Origin of the sequence: Gemella massiliensis (genome assembly GCF_900120125.1) — a bacterium.
Taxonomy (GTDB): domain Bacteria; phylum Bacillota; class Bacilli; order Staphylococcales; family Gemellaceae; genus Gemella; species Gemella massiliensis.
In genome coordinates this window covers 1-20701 of sequence record NZ_LT635545.1, presented here as the reverse complement: position 1 = coordinate 20701, position 20701 = coordinate 1, and the positions used below count along the sequence as shown (strand labels likewise).

At 30.9% G+C, this 20701-nt stretch carries 16 protein-coding genes, 1 rRNA gene and 2 pseudogenes; 14 read left to right on the top strand and 5 right to left on the bottom strand.

Annotation, left to right across the window (positions count from 1 at the left end):
• Positions 1–139: 139 nt before the first annotated feature.
• Entirely contained in the window at positions 140–811 is a 672-nt protein-coding gene (locus BQ7358_RS02850; RefSeq protein WP_072520200.1) for a hypothetical protein, read from the bottom strand.
• Between the two features lie 254 nt (positions 812–1065).
• Between BQ7358_RS02850 and nrdG the strand changes: the two genes are divergently transcribed.
• The 6 genes from nrdG to BQ7358_RS02820 all read left to right on the top strand — a co-directional run bounded on the left by nrdG (position 1066) and on the right by BQ7358_RS02820 (position 8285).
• On the top strand, positions 1066–1620 hold the full coding sequence (gene nrdG, locus BQ7358_RS02845) for an anaerobic ribonucleoside-triphosphate reductase activating protein (RefSeq protein WP_231723820.1): 555 nt from the start codon (positions 1066–1068) through the stop codon (positions 1618–1620).
• A 222-nt stretch (positions 1621–1842) separates the two neighbouring features.
• Complete coding sequence (locus tag BQ7358_RS02840; protein ID WP_072520199.1) at positions 1843–3993, top strand: YhgE/Pip domain-containing protein; 2151 nt, start codon at positions 1843–1845, stop codon at positions 3991–3993.
• Positions 3994–4277: 284 nt separating this feature from the next.
• Positions 4278–5090: an MIP/aquaporin family protein gene (locus tag BQ7358_RS02835; protein WP_062174166.1), complete on the top strand. Its 813-nt coding sequence runs from the start codon at positions 4278–4280 to the stop codon at positions 5088–5090.
• A 30-nt stretch (positions 5091–5120) separates the two neighbouring features.
• Complete coding sequence (locus tag BQ7358_RS02830; protein ID WP_062174164.1) at positions 5121–6206, top strand: GTP-binding protein; 1086 nt, start codon at positions 5121–5123, stop codon at positions 6204–6206.
• Between the two features lie 179 nt (positions 6207–6385).
• Positions 6386–7072, top strand: a complete 687-nt coding sequence (locus BQ7358_RS02825) for a response regulator transcription factor (RefSeq protein WP_021752481.1) — start codon at positions 6386–6388, stop codon at positions 7070–7072.
• Positions 7056–8285: a sensor histidine kinase gene (locus tag BQ7358_RS02820; RefSeq protein ID WP_062174162.1), complete on the top strand. Its 1230-nt coding sequence runs from the start codon at positions 7056–7058 to the stop codon at positions 8283–8285. Before BQ7358_RS02825 ends, BQ7358_RS02820 begins: the two co-directional genes overlap by 17 nt.
• A gap of 100 nt (positions 8286–8385) precedes the next feature.
• On the opposite strand, the gene BQ7358_RS02815 is transcribed toward BQ7358_RS02820, so the two are convergent.
• Together BQ7358_RS02815 and BQ7358_RS02810 are read right to left on the bottom strand one after the other, a co-directional pair.
• A complete protein-coding gene (locus BQ7358_RS02815) occupies positions 8386–8886 on the bottom strand; it encodes a universal stress protein (protein WP_062174160.1) in 501 nt (166 codons plus the stop codon).
• A gap of 212 nt (positions 8887–9098) precedes the next feature.
• Positions 9099–9587 (bottom strand): universal stress protein, encoded by a 489-nt coding sequence (locus tag BQ7358_RS02810; protein WP_062174159.1) that lies wholly within the window; start codon positions 9585–9587, stop codon positions 9099–9101.
• A gap of 260 nt (positions 9588–9847) precedes the next feature.
• Here BQ7358_RS02810 and BQ7358_RS02805 point away from each other — a divergent pair.
• A pseudogene (locus BQ7358_RS02805) lies at positions 9848–10402 on the top strand (DDE-type integrase/transposase/recombinase); the annotation flags it as partial.
• 537 nt (positions 10403–10939) lie between these two features.
• On the opposite strand, the pseudogene BQ7358_RS09270 reads toward BQ7358_RS02805, so the two are convergent.
• A pseudogene (locus BQ7358_RS09270) lies at positions 10940–11257 on the bottom strand (immunoglobulin-like domain-containing protein); the annotation flags it as partial.
• A 73-nt stretch (positions 11258–11330) separates the two neighbouring features.
• Positions 11331–11993, bottom strand: a complete 663-nt coding sequence (locus tag BQ7358_RS02795; protein WP_062174153.1) for a TIGR01906 family membrane protein — start codon at positions 11991–11993, stop codon at positions 11331–11333.
• Between the two features lie 295 nt (positions 11994–12288).
• Between BQ7358_RS02795 and BQ7358_RS02790 the strand changes: the two genes are divergently transcribed.
• The 7 genes from BQ7358_RS02790 to BQ7358_RS02760 form a co-directional block, all read left to right on the top strand.
• Positions 12289–12951 carry a helix-turn-helix transcriptional regulator gene (locus BQ7358_RS02790; protein ID WP_062174151.1) on the top strand — a complete coding sequence of 221 codons (663 nt, stop codon included), beginning with the start codon at positions 12289–12291 and terminating at the stop codon, positions 12949–12951.
• A gap of 1 nt (position 12952) precedes the next feature.
• Positions 12953–14092, top strand: a complete 1140-nt coding sequence (locus BQ7358_RS02785) for a trans-sulfuration enzyme family protein (RefSeq protein WP_062174149.1) — start codon at positions 12953–12955, stop codon at positions 14090–14092.
• Positions 14093–14116: 24 nt separating this feature from the next.
• Positions 14117–14500: a RidA family protein gene (locus BQ7358_RS02780; protein ID WP_072520197.1), complete on the top strand. Its 384-nt coding sequence runs from the start codon at positions 14117–14119 to the stop codon at positions 14498–14500.
• Between the two features lie 509 nt (positions 14501–15009).
• Positions 15010–16290 carry a histidine--tRNA ligase gene (gene hisS, locus BQ7358_RS02775; protein WP_072520196.1) on the top strand — a complete coding sequence of 427 codons (1281 nt, stop codon included), beginning with the start codon at positions 15010–15012 and terminating at the stop codon, positions 16288–16290.
• Positions 16290–18062, top strand: coding sequence for an aspartate--tRNA ligase (gene aspS, locus BQ7358_RS02770; protein WP_062174143.1), 1773 nt, complete (start codon positions 16290–16292; stop codon positions 18060–18062). The genes hisS and aspS overlap by 1 nt, the downstream gene beginning before the upstream one ends.
• Before the next feature lie 137 nt (positions 18063–18199).
• A complete protein-coding gene (locus tag BQ7358_RS02765; protein WP_062174141.1) occupies positions 18200–20188 on the top strand; it encodes an endonuclease/exonuclease/phosphatase family protein in 1989 nt (662 codons plus the stop codon).
• Positions 20189–20632: 444 nt separating this feature from the next.
• Positions 20633–20701 (top strand): 16S ribosomal RNA (locus BQ7358_RS02760); the annotation flags it as partial.

The following is a 20701-nucleotide window of genomic DNA, read 5'->3' as shown; positions in this document are numbered from 1 at the left end:
TTTTTAGACTTTTCTTCATAAAAGATATTCCAAATATAAAAATTTAATACAAAAAGAGAGCCAGAATTTCTAACTCTCTTGTTTTTACAAAACATATATAAGTATTGTTATCAGACTTTACTGATATACAATGCAAGTATTATTTTGCTGCACTTGTTTTAGGTAAAAATTTAGCTAAAACAGGTTTTCCGTCTTTACCTACAACTACATTACTGTTTTTATCTAATTGGATTTTGTTGCCGTTTTTATCAATGACAACTTTGTTACCATTTTTATCTTTAGTAACTTTTCCGCCTTGAGCAACGATATCAGCTTCGATGCGTTGTGCGTTAGTACGGTTAGCTTCTTCCCCTGTTTCATCATAATAATTACCTTGAGCTTTTGCAGCTGCAATAAATCTTTCCTCAAATTGTTTGCGGTATTTGTTAGTTACATTTGTTAATACCTCAGCTTTAGCTTTAGCAAACTCGACTTCTTTTTCAGAAACTGCTTTTTTTAATTTAGCTTTTTTGTCAGAAAAGTCATGTCCAGAGTAACCTGAATTGATAAATTTAGAAAGTTCAGCATTTGCATTATCTAATGCTTTTTTAGCAGGTAGAGTTGCTGCTAAAGCTTCAGCTTCTTCATTTATTTCCGCTTTATGTGCGGCAATTTGTTTTTCTGCTTCATCAGCTGCATCACGCCAAGAAACGTATTTTTTTTGAGTTAACTGATTAGAAGATTTAGGATTTTCTCCTTGAGCTAGTGCTACCGGAGCAACCGCTGTTACTACTAAACCAGCTGCTGTTAGAACTGTTAATAATTTTTTCATGATAATATCCTCCTTTCCTTAAAGACTATAATACATTATATATATATATATATTGTCAAGTAGAAATATAAAGAAATAATTTTTTTCTCTTAAAAAAATAACGATTTAAAATTGTATTTCATCTAAAAAAGTGCTATTATATTTAAAATAGGGGTGAGAGAATGTCAAGAGAAGAAAAATTTAAAACAATTATTCAAACTATTGATACATCGGGCTATAGTAAAAGAAAAAAGGCTAATATAAACTCTTGTGAAATGAAGACATTCCGAGAAGCGAAAGATTTTTGGCTGGCTTCAAAATACTCTAAAAATAAATATGCGGATTACAAACCATTTCAATTTGTAGACGGTGAAGGTGTAAGGTGTTCAATATATCTTAGCGGTTGCTTGTTTGGTTGTAAAGAATGCTTTAACGAAAGTATTCAAAATTTTAATGCCGGAAAAGATTACACTATGGAGTTGGAAGATAGAATAATTTCCGATTTAAGACATCCCTATGTTCAGGGATTAACAATTTTAGGAGGAGAGCCGTTTTTAAATACTAAGGTTGCTTTATCATTAGCAAAAAGAGTAAGAATGGAATTTGGTAATACTAAAGATATTTGGGTGTATAGCGGTTATACATATGAGCAACTGTTAAAATCCAGCGATGATAAAAAGGAGTTATTGGCACTTTGTGACGTTCTTGTTGATGGACCTTTTATAATAGCATTAAAAGATTTAGGTCTTAGATTTCGTGGGAGTAGTAATCAAAGAATAATAGATTTACGTAAATCAACAGCGGAAAATATTGTTTTATATTTGGACTAAAAATCGATTTACTTAAAAGTTTTATTTTTTTATAAAAGTGTCTACATTATATTATGACGCAGTAGTTTACAGGTGCTTAAATTTACTACAAAAAGTTTTCAGAGCATTTAGTAAAGCTTGCGGGGGTGACTTTAAAAAATGATTTTTTTAAAAATCATAATTTTTTAGTTGCTCCCTTTAAAATTTTATATATTATTAGTAGAAAAGAGAGGAGTTTTTTATTTGAAAAACATATTTCAGATATTTAGAAATGATATTAAAGAAATATTCAGAAAGACAAGAACATGGTTAATTATAATAGGTCTTATGGTATTGCCTTCGATGTACGCATGGCCTAATATATTATCATCATGGGATCCATACGGACATACTAATCAGATAAAGGTTGCTGTTGTGAGTGAAGATAAAGGAGCAACAGTTGAAAATAATAAGATAAATCTTGGGAAAAATCTCATAGAGGGATTAAAAAATAATAAGAATCTTGATTGGCAATTTGTAGAAACAAAAGCACAGGCGGAAGATGGTGTTAAGATAGGTGATTATTATGCCAGTATAGTGATACCGGAAAATTTTACCGAAGATCTTACATCAATTACACGAGGTACACCGGAAAAAGCAACAATAGAATATACGGTAAATGAAAAAATAAATGCTATTAGTCCTAAAATAACAAATAGCGGGGCTTCTGCAATAGCGAATAACATTAGTAAATCTTTTGTTGAAACGGCAAATGGAATTATCTTTGAGAAACTTCATGAAGCCGGTATAAAATTTGAAGAAAATTTACCATCTATTGAGAAAACAAAAGAAGAAATACTAAAATTAAATGATAATTTTTCAAATTATGAAAGTGCTTTAAATGAATTAATTAACAAGGTAGAACGTGGGCAAAATATTATAAGTGCCATACATACAACTTTACCGGAAGTAGATAAGGTGGCTACCAATAGCATTATGTTGGCTGATAAAGCGGAGATAGCTATTAGTAATATAGAAGGTTTTAATGCGAAATTATTACCGAAGATAAGTGAACATTTATCAGAAGTTGAAAATATTTCTAAAGATGCACATGAAATAGCACTTGAATTTCAAAATAAACCAACTAAAAAGGATGAATTAAAAGCTAAAATGAAAACTTTAGATAGTAGATTTTCTACCGGTATTCAACGTTTAGAGCTTGTGAAGAATATTTTTTCTTATTTTAACAAACTGTCCGGTGAAAATTTATTTAACAATCAGTTGAATAGAGTAAATAATTTAATTGCTGATATTGAAAAAATAAGTGAATTAAATAAAAATTTTTACAATAATATTGATAAGTATGACGAAATAACTACAGAGGCTAAGGAACGTTTTGTAGAGGGAACACAGAGTATTAATGAAACAGCATATAATTTTAATCAAGGATTAAATGGTGAAGTAGCACCGTTGATAGAAAACGTATTATCAAAAGCAAAAGTAAATGCGGAAAAATTTTCAAATATTATTTATGAAGCACAAGGAGAACTTCCGATAATTTCTAATAAATTAAGTGAAGCGGAAATGAAAGTTAATATGGCTCATAATAAGTTGCTGACATTAAGTTCCGAAATGCCGACAATAAAAGAAAAAATTAAAAAATTGTCAGAAGAGATAAAAGAAGCGGAAGGTAAAGTTGATACAAATTCACTCTTTAATCTTTTAAAAGTAGATTATAAGAAACAGGCGGAATTTTTTGCCAATCCCGTAAATTTACAGGAAAATAAATTATATCATATTTCGAATTATGGTTCAGCTATGACGCCGTTTTATACGGTACTTTCAATTTGGGTAGGTTCACTATTAATATCTTCGTTATTAACAACGAAAGTTGAAGATAAAGATAAGAAATACAAGCCTTATGAAAAATATTTTGGGCGTTGGTTGTTGTTTATGATAATAGCACTATTTCAAAGTATGATAGTAACGCTTGGGGATATGTATGTCCTAGGAACACAGGCGGTATCACCATATCGTTTTGTAGTGTATGGTTTATTAATTGCTTTATTATTCTCATCAATCATATATACATTAGTTTATATTTTTGGAAATATTGGTAAAGCGCTGTGTATTATATTGTTGGTACTACAGCTTGGGAGTTCAGGAGGAACTTTTCCTATTCAAATGACTGCGAAATTTTTCCAAACTTTATATCCGAAAGTTCCATTTACATATTCAATAGGTTTATTGCGTGAAGCGGTAGGTGGAGTCTATATACCTGCTGTTGAGCGTGATATGAAAATATTATTAACTTACTTGGTAATAGTATTGGTGATAGGTGTTATTGCGGTAAGTCTTATAGCAAAATCTGAAAGGTTAAGTAGAGAACGAGGAAAATCAAAATTATTTTTATAATTAAAATAAGGAGAGATAAGAAACTTAGAGAGATTCATTATCTCTTTTCTTAATTTCCCAAAAAATAAATATAAGAATATTTTTTTTCTTATATTTCAAAGGTTTTCTATAAAACACGTACTTTTTAGTAAATTATAAAATTAGAATTATATTTCGAGGTATATTTTTTATATAAATATAATTATCTAAAAAATTACATAGTAATTTTCCAATAAAATTAAAGGTTGCAAATATCTTACTTTTTTTGTTACAATATAGCTATAAAATTTTGAAAGGGGATATTCATGGAGAAATATTCATTAAAAAATGACTTCCTTGGGGAAGCTATTGGTTCTTTTATTTTAGTTTTATTTGGAACGGGAGCTGTAGCAGCGGCTGTATTATATGATGCACATCAAAGTCTATTTCAAATAGGAACGCTATGGGCATTAGCTGTAACTTTTGGTATATATATGACAAGAAACTTAAGTAATGCACACTTTAATCCGGCTGTATCGGTTGCCATGGTTTTAACGGGGCGTATGAGTGCTAAGAGATTGCCAACTTACATTTTAGGACAGTTCGTTGGTGCATTTTTAGGAGCGCTAACGGTATATGGAGTATATGGTTCATCAATTTCTCAATACGAAGCTAAGAAAAATATTGTGCGCGGGACATTTGAATCGGTAACAACTGCTAAAATGTTCGGTGAGTATTATAATCAACCGGGCGGTTATTCGATTTCAATGCCATTGGCAATTTTTGTCGAAGCGTTGGGAACATTCTTATTGGTTCTTATGATTTTCTTATTTACAGAAGGAGCAAACGTAGGAAGACCGAATGATAATACGGCACCAATTCTAATAGGGTTAACAGTTGGTGCATTATTAGCATTATTAGCATCGATTACTCAAGCAGGTATGAATCCGACACGTGATTTTGCACCACGTCTGGTAGCGTGGATGTTCCGTTGGGGTAGTGCGGCATTTCCTGATGCAAGCGGTGGATTTTTCTGGGTATACATTCTTGCGCCGATTGTTGCAGGTATATTGGCTGGCTTCTTCTTTACTAAGGTATTAGAACCGGCATTAAAAAAACAAAAAGAGTTAAACAAATAAAAACTTTAATAATCAAAGGAGAATCCTAGTATGACTAATAAAACAGATTTAATTTTAGTAGGTGGCTTTTTAGGAGCAGGGAAAACCAGTCTTCTATGGGAAATAGCAAAACGTTTAAATAAAAAAGGGAAAAAAGTCGGTTTAATTACTAACGACCAAGCAAGTGAGCTGGTTGATACTTCGTTTTTAGAAACTAATAATGATATTGTTGAAGAAGTAAGTGGAAGTTGTTTTTGTTGTAACTTCGGCGGTTTTGCAGATGCAATCGCTCATTTACAAGAAGCGAACAACAGCGATATTATTTTAGCAGAACCTGTTGGTAGCTGTACTGACCTTTCAGCAACAATTATGCAACCTCTGAAAGAAAAATATAGTAATAGTGTAAATCTAAAACAATTAACAGCACTAGCTGATCCAGTACGTTTAAAAGCGGTATTAAAAGACCATTCCAATTCAGGTGATTACATTATTTATAAACAATTTGAAGAAGCTGATGTAATTTTAATCAACAAAATAGAATTATTATCAGATGATGAATTAAATGATTTAGTTGAAAAAACTAAAAAAGAATTTAATAACGAAAATGTTTTAACAGCCAGCGTTAAAACAGGTGAAGGTTTAGATGAGTGGTTTGATTATATTATCAATAGTAAAAAAGAAGTTGGACGTAGAATTGTAGAAGTTGATTATGATACATATGCCGACGGAGAAGCGTTATTCGGTTGGTTAAACGGTACATACAGTATCGAAAAAGAAGAAAACTTCGGGGAATTGGCTAAGAACTTTTTAGCTAATTTAGGAGAGCGTTTCGACTCACTTAACTTAAATGTAGGGCATGTGAAATTTTTATTACAAGGTGCTAATGAAGGTATTGTCGGTAATATTGTTGGTGAAAAAGAAACTGGTAGTTTAAGAATACTGGATAGCAAGAGTGATAAGATATTCTTAACAGTTAATGCACGTGTAGAAGTACATCCGGATAAACTGGTGGAAATAATTAAAGAAGAGGTTGACCGTGTGTTTGCTAAAGTAGGTTACAAACAAGAAAAACTAAACGCATTAATTCCGGGCAGACCAAATCCAACATTTAGATATAGAGAAATAGTTAAATTATAAGATTATATAAATAAATTTAGAAGCAGGCTGTTGCAAGAGTAATAGCCTGTTTTAGTGTTTTAAAGGTATGTTATTTAATCTTATAAATATGTTTATAGTTTATGATTTATATTTAACTAGATTTTAATTAATATTTGTATAATTAGGTTGCAATATAATTATAGTGAGGTGTGTAAGAAATGAGATTATTACTTGCTGAAGATGAAAGAGATTTATCAGATGCCTTAGAGGCGATGTTAAAACATAATAATTATTCAGTTGATACTGTTGATAATGGGCAAGATGCGTTGGATTATTTATTACTGGATGATTATGACGGAGCTATTTTAGATGTGATGATGCCTAAAATGGATGGAGTAACCGTCGTTCAGAAGTTAAGAGAAAGTAAGAAAAATACTCCTGTTTTACTATTAACAGCAAAATCAGAGGTTGAAGACAAAGTATACGGTCTTGATAGCGGAGCGGATGATTATTTGACAAAACCGTTTGTTATAAAAGAACTATTAGCACGTGTACGTTCGATGACAAGACGACAAGCTACATTTACAAGTAATGTTCTTGAACTCGGAAATGTAAGTCTGAGTAAGTATACTTTTGAATTATCTACTGAAAAAGATAAGGTAAGATTATCGAATAAGGAATATCAAATGATGGAAATGTTAATGCGTAACCCGGGGAATGTTATTCAGACAGAGCAATTTTTAGAGAGAATATGGGGTTATGACAGTGATTCTGAGATAAATGTTGTTTGGGTGAATATTTCATATCTTAGAAAAAAACTTAAAGCCTTAGATGCAAATATTCAAATCAAAGCAACAAGAAATGTTGGTTATACATTGGAGATAATAGATGTTCAAGAGTCTTAGAAGAAAATTTATAACCACTGCCGTTTTGAGTGTAACGGTAGTTATAGTTCTTATGGCAGGAACATTAAATTTTATCAATTATTATAAAATAGGACAACGTGTTGATGCAACATTGTATGAAGCGGCAAATTCTTCAACTTTAACAGCGGTGTTTAGTGAAGACGGTGATGATTTGGTTATTACCAAAAATGCTTCCAGTGCAACTACTTATAATGGTTTTTCCGTGGTTAAAGTTAATTCGGAGGGTAAGGTAATTCGCTCTTATAGAGATGATTCGCTTTTAGAAAATCATGAATCTGTACAAAAATTAACTAATGCAGCGATAGAAAGACCGTATAATAATGGGTACGTGGGTAGTTATAGGTTTCTTAAAATAAAAACAAGCGTTGGAGATTTAATTTTATTTCTTAATATTCAACGTGAATTAGATTCATATCATTCATTTGTAAGAAATACTGTTATTATATCAACAATAGTTATATTATCCGTATTTGTTTTAATAGTTTTAATGTCTAAAAAAGTTATTTTGCCAATTCAGCAAGGTTATCAAAAACAAAAGCAGTTTATTACAGATGCCAGTCATGAACTTAAAACTCCACTTGCTATAATACGTTCTAATACAGATGTTCTTGAACTCGAAAATGGAGATTCTAAATGGACAAAAAACATTCAAAATCAAGTCGATAGATTGACCAGCTTAGTTAACAGTTTGGTTGTCTTTAGTAGAATGGAAGAAAAAGATAATGTGGAGAAAGTTAAGTTTAATCTTTCAGAATGTCTAAAAACAAGAATAGAAGATTTTGAAGAACTTGCAAATTTTCAAAAAAAACATTTTCTTACTGATATAGATAATAATGTACATTATAGCGGAGAACAACAGGCAATAGTTCAGTTAATGGATATATTACTGGAAAATTCTATAAAATACGCTCCTAAGGATACGCAGATAAATGTATCCTTGAAGAAAAATCGTCGTCACGCAACGTTAAAAGTATCAAATGTGGCAAACGTTAAAAAAGGGGATCTAAGAAAAGTATTTGATCGTTTTTATCGCTTGGATGAATCGAGAAATAGTAATATTAAAGGGTATGGAATAGGTCTGTCGATGGCACAAGTAATTGCGGAAAAACATAAAGAAACAATTAAGGCTTATGCACCTGAAGATGGAATTTTTAAAATTGAAGTGCGTTTTACCCTTGATGAGCATAAATAGTGTAGAGTAAATAAGAAGATGTATTATCAAATACACCTTCTTATTTTGTTATAAAAAAATTCAAACAGGAAGTTATTAAAATTTCCCGTTTGAACTTTTTTTAATTGTTTTGTTCTTCTTGGAATTTTTTAGCGATAGTAGCTTCAAAATCTTCCGGTATTGAACGTTGTTTGATAATGATTACATCAGACTTAGCGTAACGCACAATACCTTCAGATACAGAACCCATTAGCATACGTTTGAATCCTGTTAAACCTGAAGATCCACAAACTACAAGGTCAATGCCTTTTTCGTCGACAATGTCTTCACTTAAAACAATTTTAGGAATACCTTGTTCAACAATGCCGAATACTTTTGTTAAGCCGTCTTTCTTAGCAGATTCCACATAGCTGTCAACTAATTCTTTTGTTCTTTTGTAGAATGAATTGAAAATATAAGGGTCTGATAATCCGGAAGTAGCGATTGTTGCATCTATAACAGAAGCTATATAAAGCTCAGCATCTTCGTTTCTTTTGGCAATAGCTACTGCGTTTTTAAAAGCCCATTCAGCTTGTTTAGAACCATCAACTGCAACTAATATTTTTGAGTATTTGTTTTCCATAGCGAGAACCTCCAAACCTTATTATCTTTACTTATATTATAACATATTTCGAAAGAAAGTAAAATTATTTTCAAAAAACTTACTTAAATTCTTTAGTGATAAAGCCATAAAACAATCAGATAATCGAGATATTAATCAATAGAAAGTTATATAATTTTTATTTTTTAGTTAACGATTACATTATAGTAGTTAAATTTATTTTTTATAGTTAATTATTTATCACTTAATTCTGAAATAATCTTCGCCGTATAATTTTCCGGAATAGAGTAATGCTTAATAACGATAACATCACAATTTGCATATCTTACTATTCCTTCTGAAACAGAACCGATTAAGACACGTTTGAGACCAGTAAGTCCGGAAGATCCGCAAACAACTAAATCAATATTATATTTTTCTAAAATATCTTCAGTAATAACGATTTTAGGGATGCCGACTACAGCAATGCCTGTAGCAGCAATTCTGTGTTTTTTTGCTGCGGTTGCATAGCCGTTAACTAATTTTTCAGCAAATTCTAAGTGTTTAGCAGTATAATTATTTCCTAAACTATTTGTACTTGAGATTGTTTTATCAACAACAGAAACAATAAATAAGTGAGAACCATTATTTTTTTTAGCGATAGATACCGCATTTTCAAAAGCCCACTCAGCTAGATACGAACCATCAACAGCAACTAAAATATTTGAATAATTATTCTCCATATGTATAGCCTCCTTTGTAGTATATACATTTATATCATATCATATTACAGTTTAAAAATAAAACGTTTTCTTATATAGAAAATATAGCCGGTGTAGTGTTACAATAGATGTGAGACATATAATAAAAAAAAAGAAGAGTAAATCCTGTATGATGAAGTTACACCAAATCAAAAAAAGGAATTTACTCTTATGAAAACTATTATAACAGAAAATATAGAAAAAACACAACGATATATACCTCATACTTTACAAACAAGAATAGCTGNACACCTACTGAAATTGGTAAAAAATGGCAACTTGATGTGAAATATGTTCCTAAACGTTGTTATGTAGGAGAAATTCCTGATAAATTTTATCAATATACTATTATTGATGAAGCTACTAGGGAAAGATTTATTTTCCCTTTTAAAGAACAATCATCATACTCTACTGTTCAATTTGTTAAAATGGCTATTGATTATTTTGGGTATAAACCCAAGATAATTCAAACTGATAATGGTTTTGAATTTACGCATTTTAAAGATACTAAACGAATACACCCTTTTGATGTATTGTGTAATAATCTTGGCATTAAACATCAACTTATTAGACCTAGAACTCCTAGACATAACGGTAAGGTTGAACGTAGTCATAGAAATGATAATGAACGTTTTTACAGGCATTTATCTTTCTTTTCGTATGATGATCTTATATCTCAGATGAAAAAGTATCTATATCGCTCTAACCGTCTTCCTATGCAGACTTTAAATTGGCTTTCTCCTGTTGAAAAAAGAAAAGAGCTACGGAAAGAGTCTATAAAAATATGCAGGCTTTAATTCCTTGTTAGATAATAGATTTCACAACTTATTTGTCAAGGACAAGGGCTACGCCTTTTTCAAATCCTTGACAAATAAGTTTTAGAAATCTGAAATGTTCTCTAAGGAATTAAAGCTGGCAAATCTAATCAAATAATGTAATTTACGTCGGGGGCTTCATACGGTTTACATAGAAGCTAGCTTCTATGTAATTCTATTATATCTGGTATTTATTTTTTACTTTTTTGTCTCACATCATTTACAAATGTACATTTCTTATATAGAAAATATAGCCGGAAATAATATATTTATTATTTCCGACTATACGCTTTATTCAATTACGGTTATCAATCTGGTTCTTTTATGCTCTTTTCCATCAATATTTACTTTGTAAATAATTTCATAAGTTCCCGGTAAGTTTTTGTCAAAATTGCTTTCTATTATAAGTTTATCTAAATAAGACTGACCGGCTTTACGCGCAATAACATCGGTACTGTCTAAGGGTATTTCGGTTCCGATTTTCACCGTAATATTTTCAGGTACAATAAAATAAAATGTACGCTCAAGACGACGCTCAAGACGTTTTCTATATTTTTCTTCATCTTCGGCACTCATTCTATCTCTTAATTTTTCGTCAACGAGTGGCATAAGTTCTACTTCGGTATCAGCGATACAGATTCTGCTGTTTACTAAGGTAAAAGTTTGAGTTCTACCCGGACCGCAGTACGATTGACAGCCGATAATAAATTCAGCATTAGGAGCTTTTTTCTTTAATTTTGGAATAAGAGTTTTTAAGTTTACTCCAAGACAATCGTCACATAATCTGAAAGTAACTTTATCTTCTGTGATAATGTCTTTATTTTTATTTTCAGCCATTGTAGTATCCTTTCATCTATTTTTAATTATTGACCAACCAATTATAACATATATATACTTTAAATAAAATTTTTTACCTTGTTTTTAGAAAGTATTTTTTTAAAACACCATTAGCAACTATTAAACAGGTGAAGAAAATTAAAACATGAATAACAATTTTTGTAACGAGTGCTGTGAAGAATTCTTCAGGTACCATTTTAATTAAATTAGACTCATCCGGACTAAGAAGCCATAAATCATTTGAAAAAAGGATAGTGTGGAATTTTAACCAAAATGTATTGAAGTTAACGGAAATAACAATTCCAAGAATAGCAACTGCAAGTACAAAGGAAATTGACACTTTGTTAAAAATAGCAGTCAAGTAATTTAAAAATTTCCATTTTAATAAAAATAATAAAAGTATTGTCAAAAAAACAAAAATTATATAACCGCTAATCATAATATAATAACTTATATCATAAAGTTTTTTTACATCTATCATATGAAGAATATCTTTAGTAGAGTACCAAGCGGTGTTTAAAGCGGCATCTCCTTTTAAATAATTCAATAAATTATGAGTATTATTAATAAGTTCGGGATAAGTTGTGCCAATATTATTAGCTAAATTTTCTTTTTTATAGAAGTTTTCATAAAAGGAAAAATTGAAACAGTTATAAAAAATAATAGCTAGGATGGAACTGATTAATAAAGAAATAGTTTGAATAATGATAAGTAGATTAATTTTTATTTTGTTCATAGTATCCTCCATAATTTTATTATATCATAAATTGAAAGATTCAAAATGATGGTATTAAACTAAAAGTTAAAATTTTAATAGGAGTTACTTATTAGTAGTTAAACACAAGTAGTTTTACTAATTTGAAAATTTACTTTTAAAAATTTTTTTCAAATCTAATAAATTGTTCGAAGAAAACTCGAAAATTTTTTTAAACGAAATCATAATTTTTTAGTTGCTATCGGTTGAAAAAAAATTTTCTATCCTTTATAATAAATTATAACAAAGTTATAAAATTTTATAAAGGATAGAAAAAATGAAACAGTACATACCAATAGTCGATTTTATAGCGGAAATTCTTGGCGAAAAATGTGAAGTAGTTCTTCATGATTTACGTGGAGATTTGAATAAGAGTGTTATTTATATAAAGAACAGTTTATCGGGGAGAACAATAGGTTCACCTGCAACAGATTTATTAGTGGATATTCTCAATAAAAAAATATATAAGAGAAAAAATTATCTGACAAACTATAAAAGTCGTTCAGAAAATGGTAAAAAGTTTAAATCATCCAGTTTTTTTATAAAGAATAGTGATAATGAATTAATTGGAATGATTTGTGTTAATATAGATTATTCAGAAGAGTTAATGATGTTTAACAAATTAGAGGAATTTCTTGAGCAATTTTCTAAGGTTAATAATAAAGATTTTTACAACAAAGAACAAAGTGATGAAATTGAAAATTTATACGGAACGGTTGATAATATAATCGAAGATACTATTTATAAAGTAACAGGGCATTATAATTTGGACAATGTAAAATTAAAAAAAGATGATAGATTAAAAATAGTGAGCATTTTAAACGAACGTGGATTTTTCACCTTAAAAGAATCCATTTCACAGGTTGCTACTATATTTAATATGTCAGAGGTGAGTATTTATAAATATATTCAGGAAATAAAAAATAAGGAGGACGAATAAAATGAAAGGGGTAAATACAAATTTACTTCATGGTTATCCGGTAATAGATAATTATACGGGAGCGGCATCTATTCCTAAATATCAAACTTCTACTTTTGATCAAAAGGATTTTTATACTGATGGGAAAAAATATTGCTATAGCAGATTTGCCAATCCGACAATAGTTGCTTTGCAAAAAGCTATAGAAAAATTGGAAAATGCTAAATATGGCTTTGCTTTTTCTTCCGGAATGGCAGCTATAACAACTGCACTTATGACTTTGAAAACCGGAGAGCATATTATACTTCCGATAGAGGTTTATGGCGGTACTTATCAGTTTTGTTCAGAAATATTACCGAGGTATGGGATAGAAACTACGTTTACAGATTATAGTAATCTAAATAATGTTGAAAAACATATTAAAGATAATACAAAGATTATTTATATAGAAACGCCGTCAAACCCGTTATTAAAAATTTCAGATATAATAGAAATAGTTAAGTTAGCGAAAAAAAATAATATTAGAACTATTGCAGATAATACTTTTATGACACCGATATATCAAAAACCGCTTGAACTCGGTTGTGATATAGTTGTAGAAAGTATGACAAAATTTATTAACGGTCATAGTGATGTAGTAGCGGGAGCAATAGCTACAAATAATGAAGAGATTGCCAAAGAAATTTGTTTACTTCAGAAAAACTTTGGTGGTATAATGGGAGTAGAAGATGCGTGGCTAACTCTTCGTGGTATGAAAACTATGGGACTTAGAATGGAAAAATCAGTTACCAATGCACTAAGTTTAGCCGAATTTTTAGAAAAACAGGAAAAAATTAAAAAAGTCTACTACCCTGAACTTACCAGTTGTCAATATTTTGATATTCATTCTAAACAAGCCAGTTCGGGAGGAGCTGTCTTATCTTTCGATTTTTATTCTAAGGAAGATATGGATAGTTTTTTAGAAAAAATAACTATTCCGATTTTTGCGGTCAGTCTTGGCGGGGTTGAATCTATTATTTCACATCCTGCAACGATGTCGCACGCTTGTATGAGTAAGGAGGATAGATTGGCTCAAGGAGTTACGGATACTCTTTTAAGATTATCTTGTGGTGTAGAAGATTTAGAAGATTTGGTGGAAGATTTAGAACAGGCATTAAAATAAATAATTAATTAAGGAGATTTTAAGATGAAAATAGAAAAAGTAAACACTCAGAAAGCACCTAAAGCGGTTGGTCCATATGTTCAGGCGAATAAAGTAGGAAACTTAATTTTTTGTTCAGGACAATTAGGTATTAATCCGGAAACCGGAAAAATAGTAGAAGGTGGAGTGTTAGAAGAAGCAAAACAAGTATTTAAAAATATTGAAGCTGTATTAGAAGAAGCGGGAAGTTCAATGAATCACGTAGTAAAATCATTGGTACTTTTGAAAGACATTGCAGATTTTGTAGAAGTAAATAAAATTTATGCGGAACAATTTAACGATGTTCTTCCTGCACGTTCAGCGTTTCAAGTAGCAGCATTACCGTTGGGCGGAAATATAGAAATTGAAGTTATTGCTGTAGAAAAATAACATTATATTGGACAGAATAAAATTAAGATCGGGGTCAATGTTCTCCGGTCTTAATTTATTATTTTGTGGGCTACTATTGTATTATTAATTTTGTAAGAATAGTAAATAAATACGGCATAGATAAGAAAGTTGTTTATTATTACTTTTTTATGTAATTTTATTTTACAATATGACAAAATGAAAATTTGTAGAAAAATTAATTGAATATATATTTTAGTTCTTGACAACAACTGGAGTTTAGTATAATATATTTAAGTAAACAGTGACAAATGAGGTAAAAAGAAGTTTATTTTATATTCTTATAATTTAGAAGAGAATTTAATCCAGTGGCTGAAAGATTAGATAATAATAGGTAAAATAAAGAACGCTTTTTGCACAATTTAATAAGGAAATAAGGTATTAATTGTGATTAATTAGTACGAATTAGGGTGGCACCACGAGAAATAATATCGTCCCATATAAGCTGAGGCTTGTATGGGGTTTTTTATTTAAAAAGAAAGGAGAATATTATGGTTATAACAATGCCGAGAGGTACACAAGATATTTTGCCGGAAGAGAGCAAAAAGTGGCAATATATCGAAAATAAATTAAGAGAAATTAGTAATAACTTTTGTTATGAAGAGATAAGAACACCTATGTTTGAATCTACGGAATTATTTAGTAGAGGTGTTGGTGATACAACGGATATTGTTCAAAAAGAAATGTATACTTTTTTAGATAAAGGAAACCGTTCGATAACTTTAAGACCGGAGGGAACGGCAGGGGCTGTTCGTTCTTATATCGAAAATAAATTATTTGCTAAAACAATTCAACCGCAAAAATTGTACTATGTTGGGCCAATGTTCAGATATGAAAGAAAACAAAAAGGACGTTACCGTCAATTTGTTCAATATGGTGTAGAAGTTATCGGAGACGAAAGTCCTAAAATTGATGCAGAAGTAATTAGTCTTGCATATAATATATATAAAATGTTTGGAATTGAAAATATAAAGGTCAGTATAAATTCATTAGGTAACCCGGAAGAAAGGCAAGCATATAATGAAGCATTGATTAAACATTTTGAACCGCGTATTCATGAATTTGATGAGGATTGTAACAATCGATTATATAAGAATCCGATGAGAATATTGGATTGTAAAGTAGATGCTAATCACGAATTAGTAAAAACAGCACCTAAGTTATTAGAATATTTGGGAGAAGAATCAAAACAATATTTTGCAGAAGTTCTCAAGCATTTGGATAACTTAGGAGTAAAATATGAAATTGACCACAATTTAGTAAGAGGCTTAGATTATTATACTCATACCGCATTTGAAATAATGATAGATAATCCGAATGTAGAATTAAAAACACTTTGTGGTGGTGGTCGTTATAATGGATTAATAAAATTATTGGAAGGACCTGAGGATAAAAAAGGAATAGGTTTTGCACTTAGTATTGAGCGATTATTATTAGCATTAGAGAGTGAAAATATACAATTACCTATTGATGAAACTATTGATATATTTGTAGTATCCATGGGAGAAAAAGCCGGGACTTATGGTGTGAAATTAACAAATGATTTACGTCTAGCAGGTTTTAAAGTTCAAAATGATTATTTTGATAAGAAAATGAAAGCACAGATGAAAATAGCCGATAGATATAATGCAAAATTTTCTATCATTGTAGGAGAAAGTGAACTTGAAACGGCGGAAGTGATTATTAAAAATATGGCAAACTTTGAGCAAGAAAACATAAAACAAGAGAATATAATATCATATTTAGAGATGAAATTGAGAGGAGAACAGTAATGAGTGCATACGGAAGAACAGAATATGCCGGTCATATAGATGAGAAATATATTGGGAAGAGAGTAACGATAAAAGGTTGGGTAAGTAAACGTCGTGATTTAGGAAGTCTTATTTTTATTGATGTGAGAGATAGAATGGGTATAGTACAATGTGTTTTCTCAGGGGAGAAAAATGCCGAAATACATTCACTAGCCGAAACATTAAGAAATGAGTTTGTTATTTCTATAGAAGGTGAAGTAGTACCTCGTAGTGAAAATACAATAAATGAAAAAATAGCATCAGGGAAAGTGGAGATTATTGCTGACAAATTGGAAATTTTATCAACGGCTAAAACTTTACCGTTTGTCTTAGACGATCCTTCTTTATCAAGCGAAGAATTAAGATTAAAATACCGTTATCTTGATCTAAGACGTAGTGAATTGGCAGAAGTTTTGCAACTGCGTTCAAAAATAACTAAGGCAACACGTGATTATTTAGATAGCCAGTTATTTATTGATGTTGAGACACCAATTTTAACAAAATCAACACCGGAAGGAGCACGTGACTATTTGGTACCAAGTAGAGTTCATCCCGGGGAATTTTATGCTTTACCACAATCGCCGCAATTATTTAAGCAACTATTAATGGTAGCAGGATTTGACAGATATTATCAAATTGCAAGATGTTTCAGAGATGAAGATTTACGTGCAGATAGACAACCCGATTTCACTCAAATAGATATGGAAATGAGCTTTATGTCACAAGATGAGATTATTTCTATAATTGAGGGATTAATTGCTCATGTTATGAAAGAAGTAAAAGGAGTAGATGTAGTTTTACCATTTCCACGCCTAGACTATGAAGAGGCAATGGAGAGATTTGGTAGTGATAAACCGGATACTCGTTTTGATATGGAATTGAAAGATGTCAGTGATTTAGTTAAAAACTTAGATTTTAAGGTGTTTTCTAATGCAGTAGAACAAGGCGGAGCTGTAAAATGTATTGTTGCTAAAAACTGTGCAGAAAAATACTCAAGAAAGGACATTGACGCATTAGGGAAATATGTGGCTAATTACGGTGCGAAAGGTTTAGCTTGGGTAAAAGTCACAGAAGATGGTTTTAACGGAGCTATTGCCAAGTTCTTTACAGATGAAGTGGCACAGGAAATAGTGGCTAGAGTAGATGCTGAAGTAGGGGATATTATTTTATTTGCGGCGGATAGTAAAAAAGTTTGTTATGCTTCTTTGGGAGCTTTACGACAAAAATTGGCAGCTGATTTAGATTTGATAGATAAAAATAAATATAATTATCTATGGGTAGTAAATTGGCCGTTGTTGGAATATGATGAAGAAAAAGGTCGTTATAGTGCAGCGCACCATCCGTTTACTATGCCGAAAATAGAAGATGTTGAATTGTTGGAAACAACACCTGAAAAAGCATATGCTCAGGCGTATGATATTGTTCTTAACGGATATGAATTAGGTGGTGGAAGTATTCGTATTTTTGATAGAGAAATACAATCTTCAATGTTTAGGGCATTAGGATTTACAGAAGAGCAAGCTCAAGATCAGTTCGGTTTCTTGTTAGATGCTTTTGAATATGGAGTACCACCGCACGGCGGGTGTGCGTTAGGATTGGATAGATTTGTTATGTTATTGGCAGGACGTGATAATTTACGTGATACAATAGCATTTCCTAAAACGGCGAATGCAGCTGATCCGATGACACAAGCACCATCGCCGGTAGATTTGGAGCAATTATTGGAGTTGAATATTTCATTACTAAGAAAATAATTATATAAAAACGCTGAAATCAGGATTATTTTGGCGTTTTTTCTTAATATAGAAAAATATTATGAAAACGTTTGTTGAATTTTTTTGATATAAGTAGTAAAATAATATTATCAATAAACAAAAAAGGAGACTATATAATGAAAAAGAGGACAATATCAGTTATTATGGCAACTACGGTGCTGTCAATAGGCACGATAGGTACTACTGTAAATATTAATACAGTAAAAGCTGTAGAAGATGCAAAAATAGTAGCAAATATTGGAGAGATTCAAGGTGAAGGGCATCAATCGGTATTAGCGGGGAAAAAAATAAAAGTTAGCAATGTAGTAGTTACGCATAAAGATAAAACAGGGTTTTATGTTCAAGATATAACTCCTGACAATAACAATAAAACTTCAGATGCTATTTATGTTGCAAGTAATGTTCAAGTAGAAGTTGGAGATAAGTTGACAATAGAGGGTACGGTTAAAGAAGGATATATGGAAGAATATAGTATTAAACCCGGTACAACTTTCAAAGCTCCAGCAGGCAGTCTTACCGTCACACAGTTAGTAGATGTTAAAGTTGAGAAAAACGGAACATCATCATTGCCGGAGGCAATAGATATTTCTAAAAAAATGCCGAAAGATATAGTGGATAACAATATTAACTCATATCAACCGGAAACTGAAGCATTAGATTATTGGGAAAGTTTAGAAGGGATGTTGACAACTGTTAAAAAACCGCGTGTTCTTGGCCCGCAGTATAAAGGAGATATTTACGTTTTACCGAGTGATTATAACGGATTAACGCTTAATAATATAGGTGGTGTAAATTTACGTCCTAATGTTCAAAATACAGAAACATTACCGATTATCGTGGGGAATAAATTTATAGCTAAAGCTAAAGACTATTTTAATGAAGATATTACAGGTGTAGTAACATATAAAAACAAAACATACAAAATAGATCCAAAAAACATTCCTACACTTCAAGACGGTGGATTAACTAGAGAAATTTCAAAAATATATCCTGCGGAAGATAAACTTACCATAGCTTCTTATAATATTGAGAATTTTTCAGCAAATACAAACGGTCAAGATGAAACGCCTGAAGAAAAAGTAAATAAAATAGCAAAATCATTTATTGATGAGATACATAGTCCTGATATTATTACATTAATAGAAGTTCAAGATAATAATGGGGGTATAAATGATGGAACTGTTGATGGAGTTAAAAGTGGCGAAAAATTAGCCAAACGTATAGCGGAATTAGGCGGTAAAGAATATAAATATACAGAAATAGCACCTGTTGACGGAAAAGATGGAGGGAAACCGGGAGCAAACATTCGAGTAGCATATTTATATAATCCAAAAAGAGTGACCTTAGTAGAAAAAGAAAAAGGTAGCAGTACGGAAGCTGCGGTATTTAAAAACGGTCATTTAGAAAAAAATCCGGCAAGAATAGATCCAATGAATCCATCATTTGACAAAGTAAGAAAATCGTTGGCAGCAGAATTTGATTTCAAAGGGGAAAGAGTTGTAGTTATAGCGAATCATTTGAAATCAAAATTGGGTGATGATGCAGTTTACGGTTCAACACAACCGGCAGTTCAAAATACTTTACCAAAAAGATTGGAAGAGGCAAAAATTTTAAACAATTTTATAAAAGAAGGCTTAAACCAAAATCCTGATTTAAAATTTGTTTTAACAGGAGATTTCAATGACTTTGATTTTTCGGAAACAGCACGTTTGATAGCCGGGAATGAACTGGTAAATCTGATGCTAAAACATCCGGCAAAAGATCGTTATTCTTATTTCTACCGTGGAAGTAATCAAAGTTTAGATAATATTTTTGTGTCTAAAAATATAGAAAATAAAGTGGTATTTTCACCGGTTCATATAAATGCCTCATTTATGGAAGAACATGGAAGAGCATCGGATCACGATCCTGTTATTGTTCAAATAGATTTCAGTAAAAAAATCGAAGAACAAGGAGGTGGCACAAAACCTGATGAAAAAGATAAAGGTGGTAATAATAAAGGCGGTAAAACACTACCCAAAACGGGATTAGTAGCTGAAACGTCACTAATAGGATTATTAACACTTGTGAGTGCATTATATTTGTTGCGAAAAAAAGTAAAATAATTTAATTATAAAAAATATATAAAATATGTAAAATATGGGCGATTACCAATCGTTCATATTTTTTTATAAAAAAGTATTGACAATAATAAACAAAGATGATAAACTAATACACGTCTTCGCACGAAGACGGAACAAATATTCAAATCAAATAAACTTTTTAAGAAAAGTAGAAAAAGACCTTGACATAATAAAAAGTAAATGATAGAATAATAAGGTCTTCAAGAAAGAAGACGAACAGTAAAAGATTTTAAAGTAGGAAAAGTTAAGGAAAAGAAAAAAACTTGACAAACCTGAAATAAAATGATAAGATAGAAAAGTTGCTAAAGCAACAAATTGAACATTGAAAACTAAACGAATTAAGTCAACGTAATTCCAAAAAAGGACAGTTCAAAAAGGAACTATAAAACTTTAAAAAGAGCTAAATCAAGCAAACAAATAAGAAAATATTTGGAGAGTTTGATCCTGGCTCAGGACGAACGCTGGCGGCGTGCCTAATACATGCAAGTCGAGCGA

What these genes read in the sequence shown, in the direction of transcription:
- BQ7358_RS02850 (WP_072520200.1), bottom strand. Translation starts at nt 811, where the DNA reads ATGAAAAAATTATTAACAGTTCTAACAGCAGCTGGTTTAGTAGTAACA.
- nrdG (WP_231723820.1), top strand. Translation starts at nt 1,066, where the DNA reads ATGAAGACATTCCGAGAAGCGAAAGATTTTTGGCTGGCTTCAAAATAC.
- BQ7358_RS02835 (WP_062174166.1), top strand. Translation starts at nt 4,278, where the DNA reads ATGGAGAAATATTCATTAAAAAATGACTTCCTTGGGGAAGCTATTGGT.
- BQ7358_RS02830 (WP_062174164.1), top strand. Translation starts at nt 5,121, where the DNA reads ATGACTAATAAAACAGATTTAATTTTAGTAGGTGGCTTTTTAGGAGCA.
- BQ7358_RS02825 (WP_021752481.1), top strand. Translation starts at nt 6,386, where the DNA reads ATGAGATTATTACTTGCTGAAGATGAAAGAGATTTATCAGATGCCTTA.
- BQ7358_RS02820 (WP_062174162.1), top strand. Translation starts at nt 7,056, where the DNA reads ATGTTCAAGAGTCTTAGAAGAAAATTTATAACCACTGCCGTTTTGAGT.
- BQ7358_RS02815 (WP_062174160.1), bottom strand. Translation starts at nt 8,886, where the DNA reads ATGGAAAACAAATACTCAAAAATATTAGTTGCAGTTGATGGTTCTAAA.
- BQ7358_RS02810 (WP_062174159.1), bottom strand. Translation starts at nt 9,587, where the DNA reads ATGGAGAATAATTATTCAAATATTTTAGTTGCTGTTGATGGTTCGTAT.
- BQ7358_RS02795 (WP_062174153.1), bottom strand. Translation starts at nt 11,993, where the DNA reads ATGAACAAAATAAAAATTAATCTACTTATCATTATTCAAACTATTTCT.
- BQ7358_RS02790 (WP_062174151.1), top strand. Translation starts at nt 12,289, where the DNA reads ATGAAACAGTACATACCAATAGTCGATTTTATAGCGGAAATTCTTGGC.
- BQ7358_RS02785 (WP_062174149.1), top strand. Translation starts at nt 12,953, where the DNA reads ATGAAAGGGGTAAATACAAATTTACTTCATGGTTATCCGGTAATAGAT.
- BQ7358_RS02780 (WP_072520197.1), top strand. Translation starts at nt 14,117, where the DNA reads ATGAAAATAGAAAAAGTAAACACTCAGAAAGCACCTAAAGCGGTTGGT.
- hisS (WP_072520196.1), top strand. Translation starts at nt 15,010, where the DNA reads ATGGTTATAACAATGCCGAGAGGTACACAAGATATTTTGCCGGAAGAG.
- aspS (WP_062174143.1), top strand. Translation starts at nt 16,290, where the DNA reads ATGAGTGCATACGGAAGAACAGAATATGCCGGTCATATAGATGAGAAA.
- BQ7358_RS02765 (WP_062174141.1), top strand. Translation starts at nt 18,200, where the DNA reads ATGAAAAAGAGGACAATATCAGTTATTATGGCAACTACGGTGCTGTCA.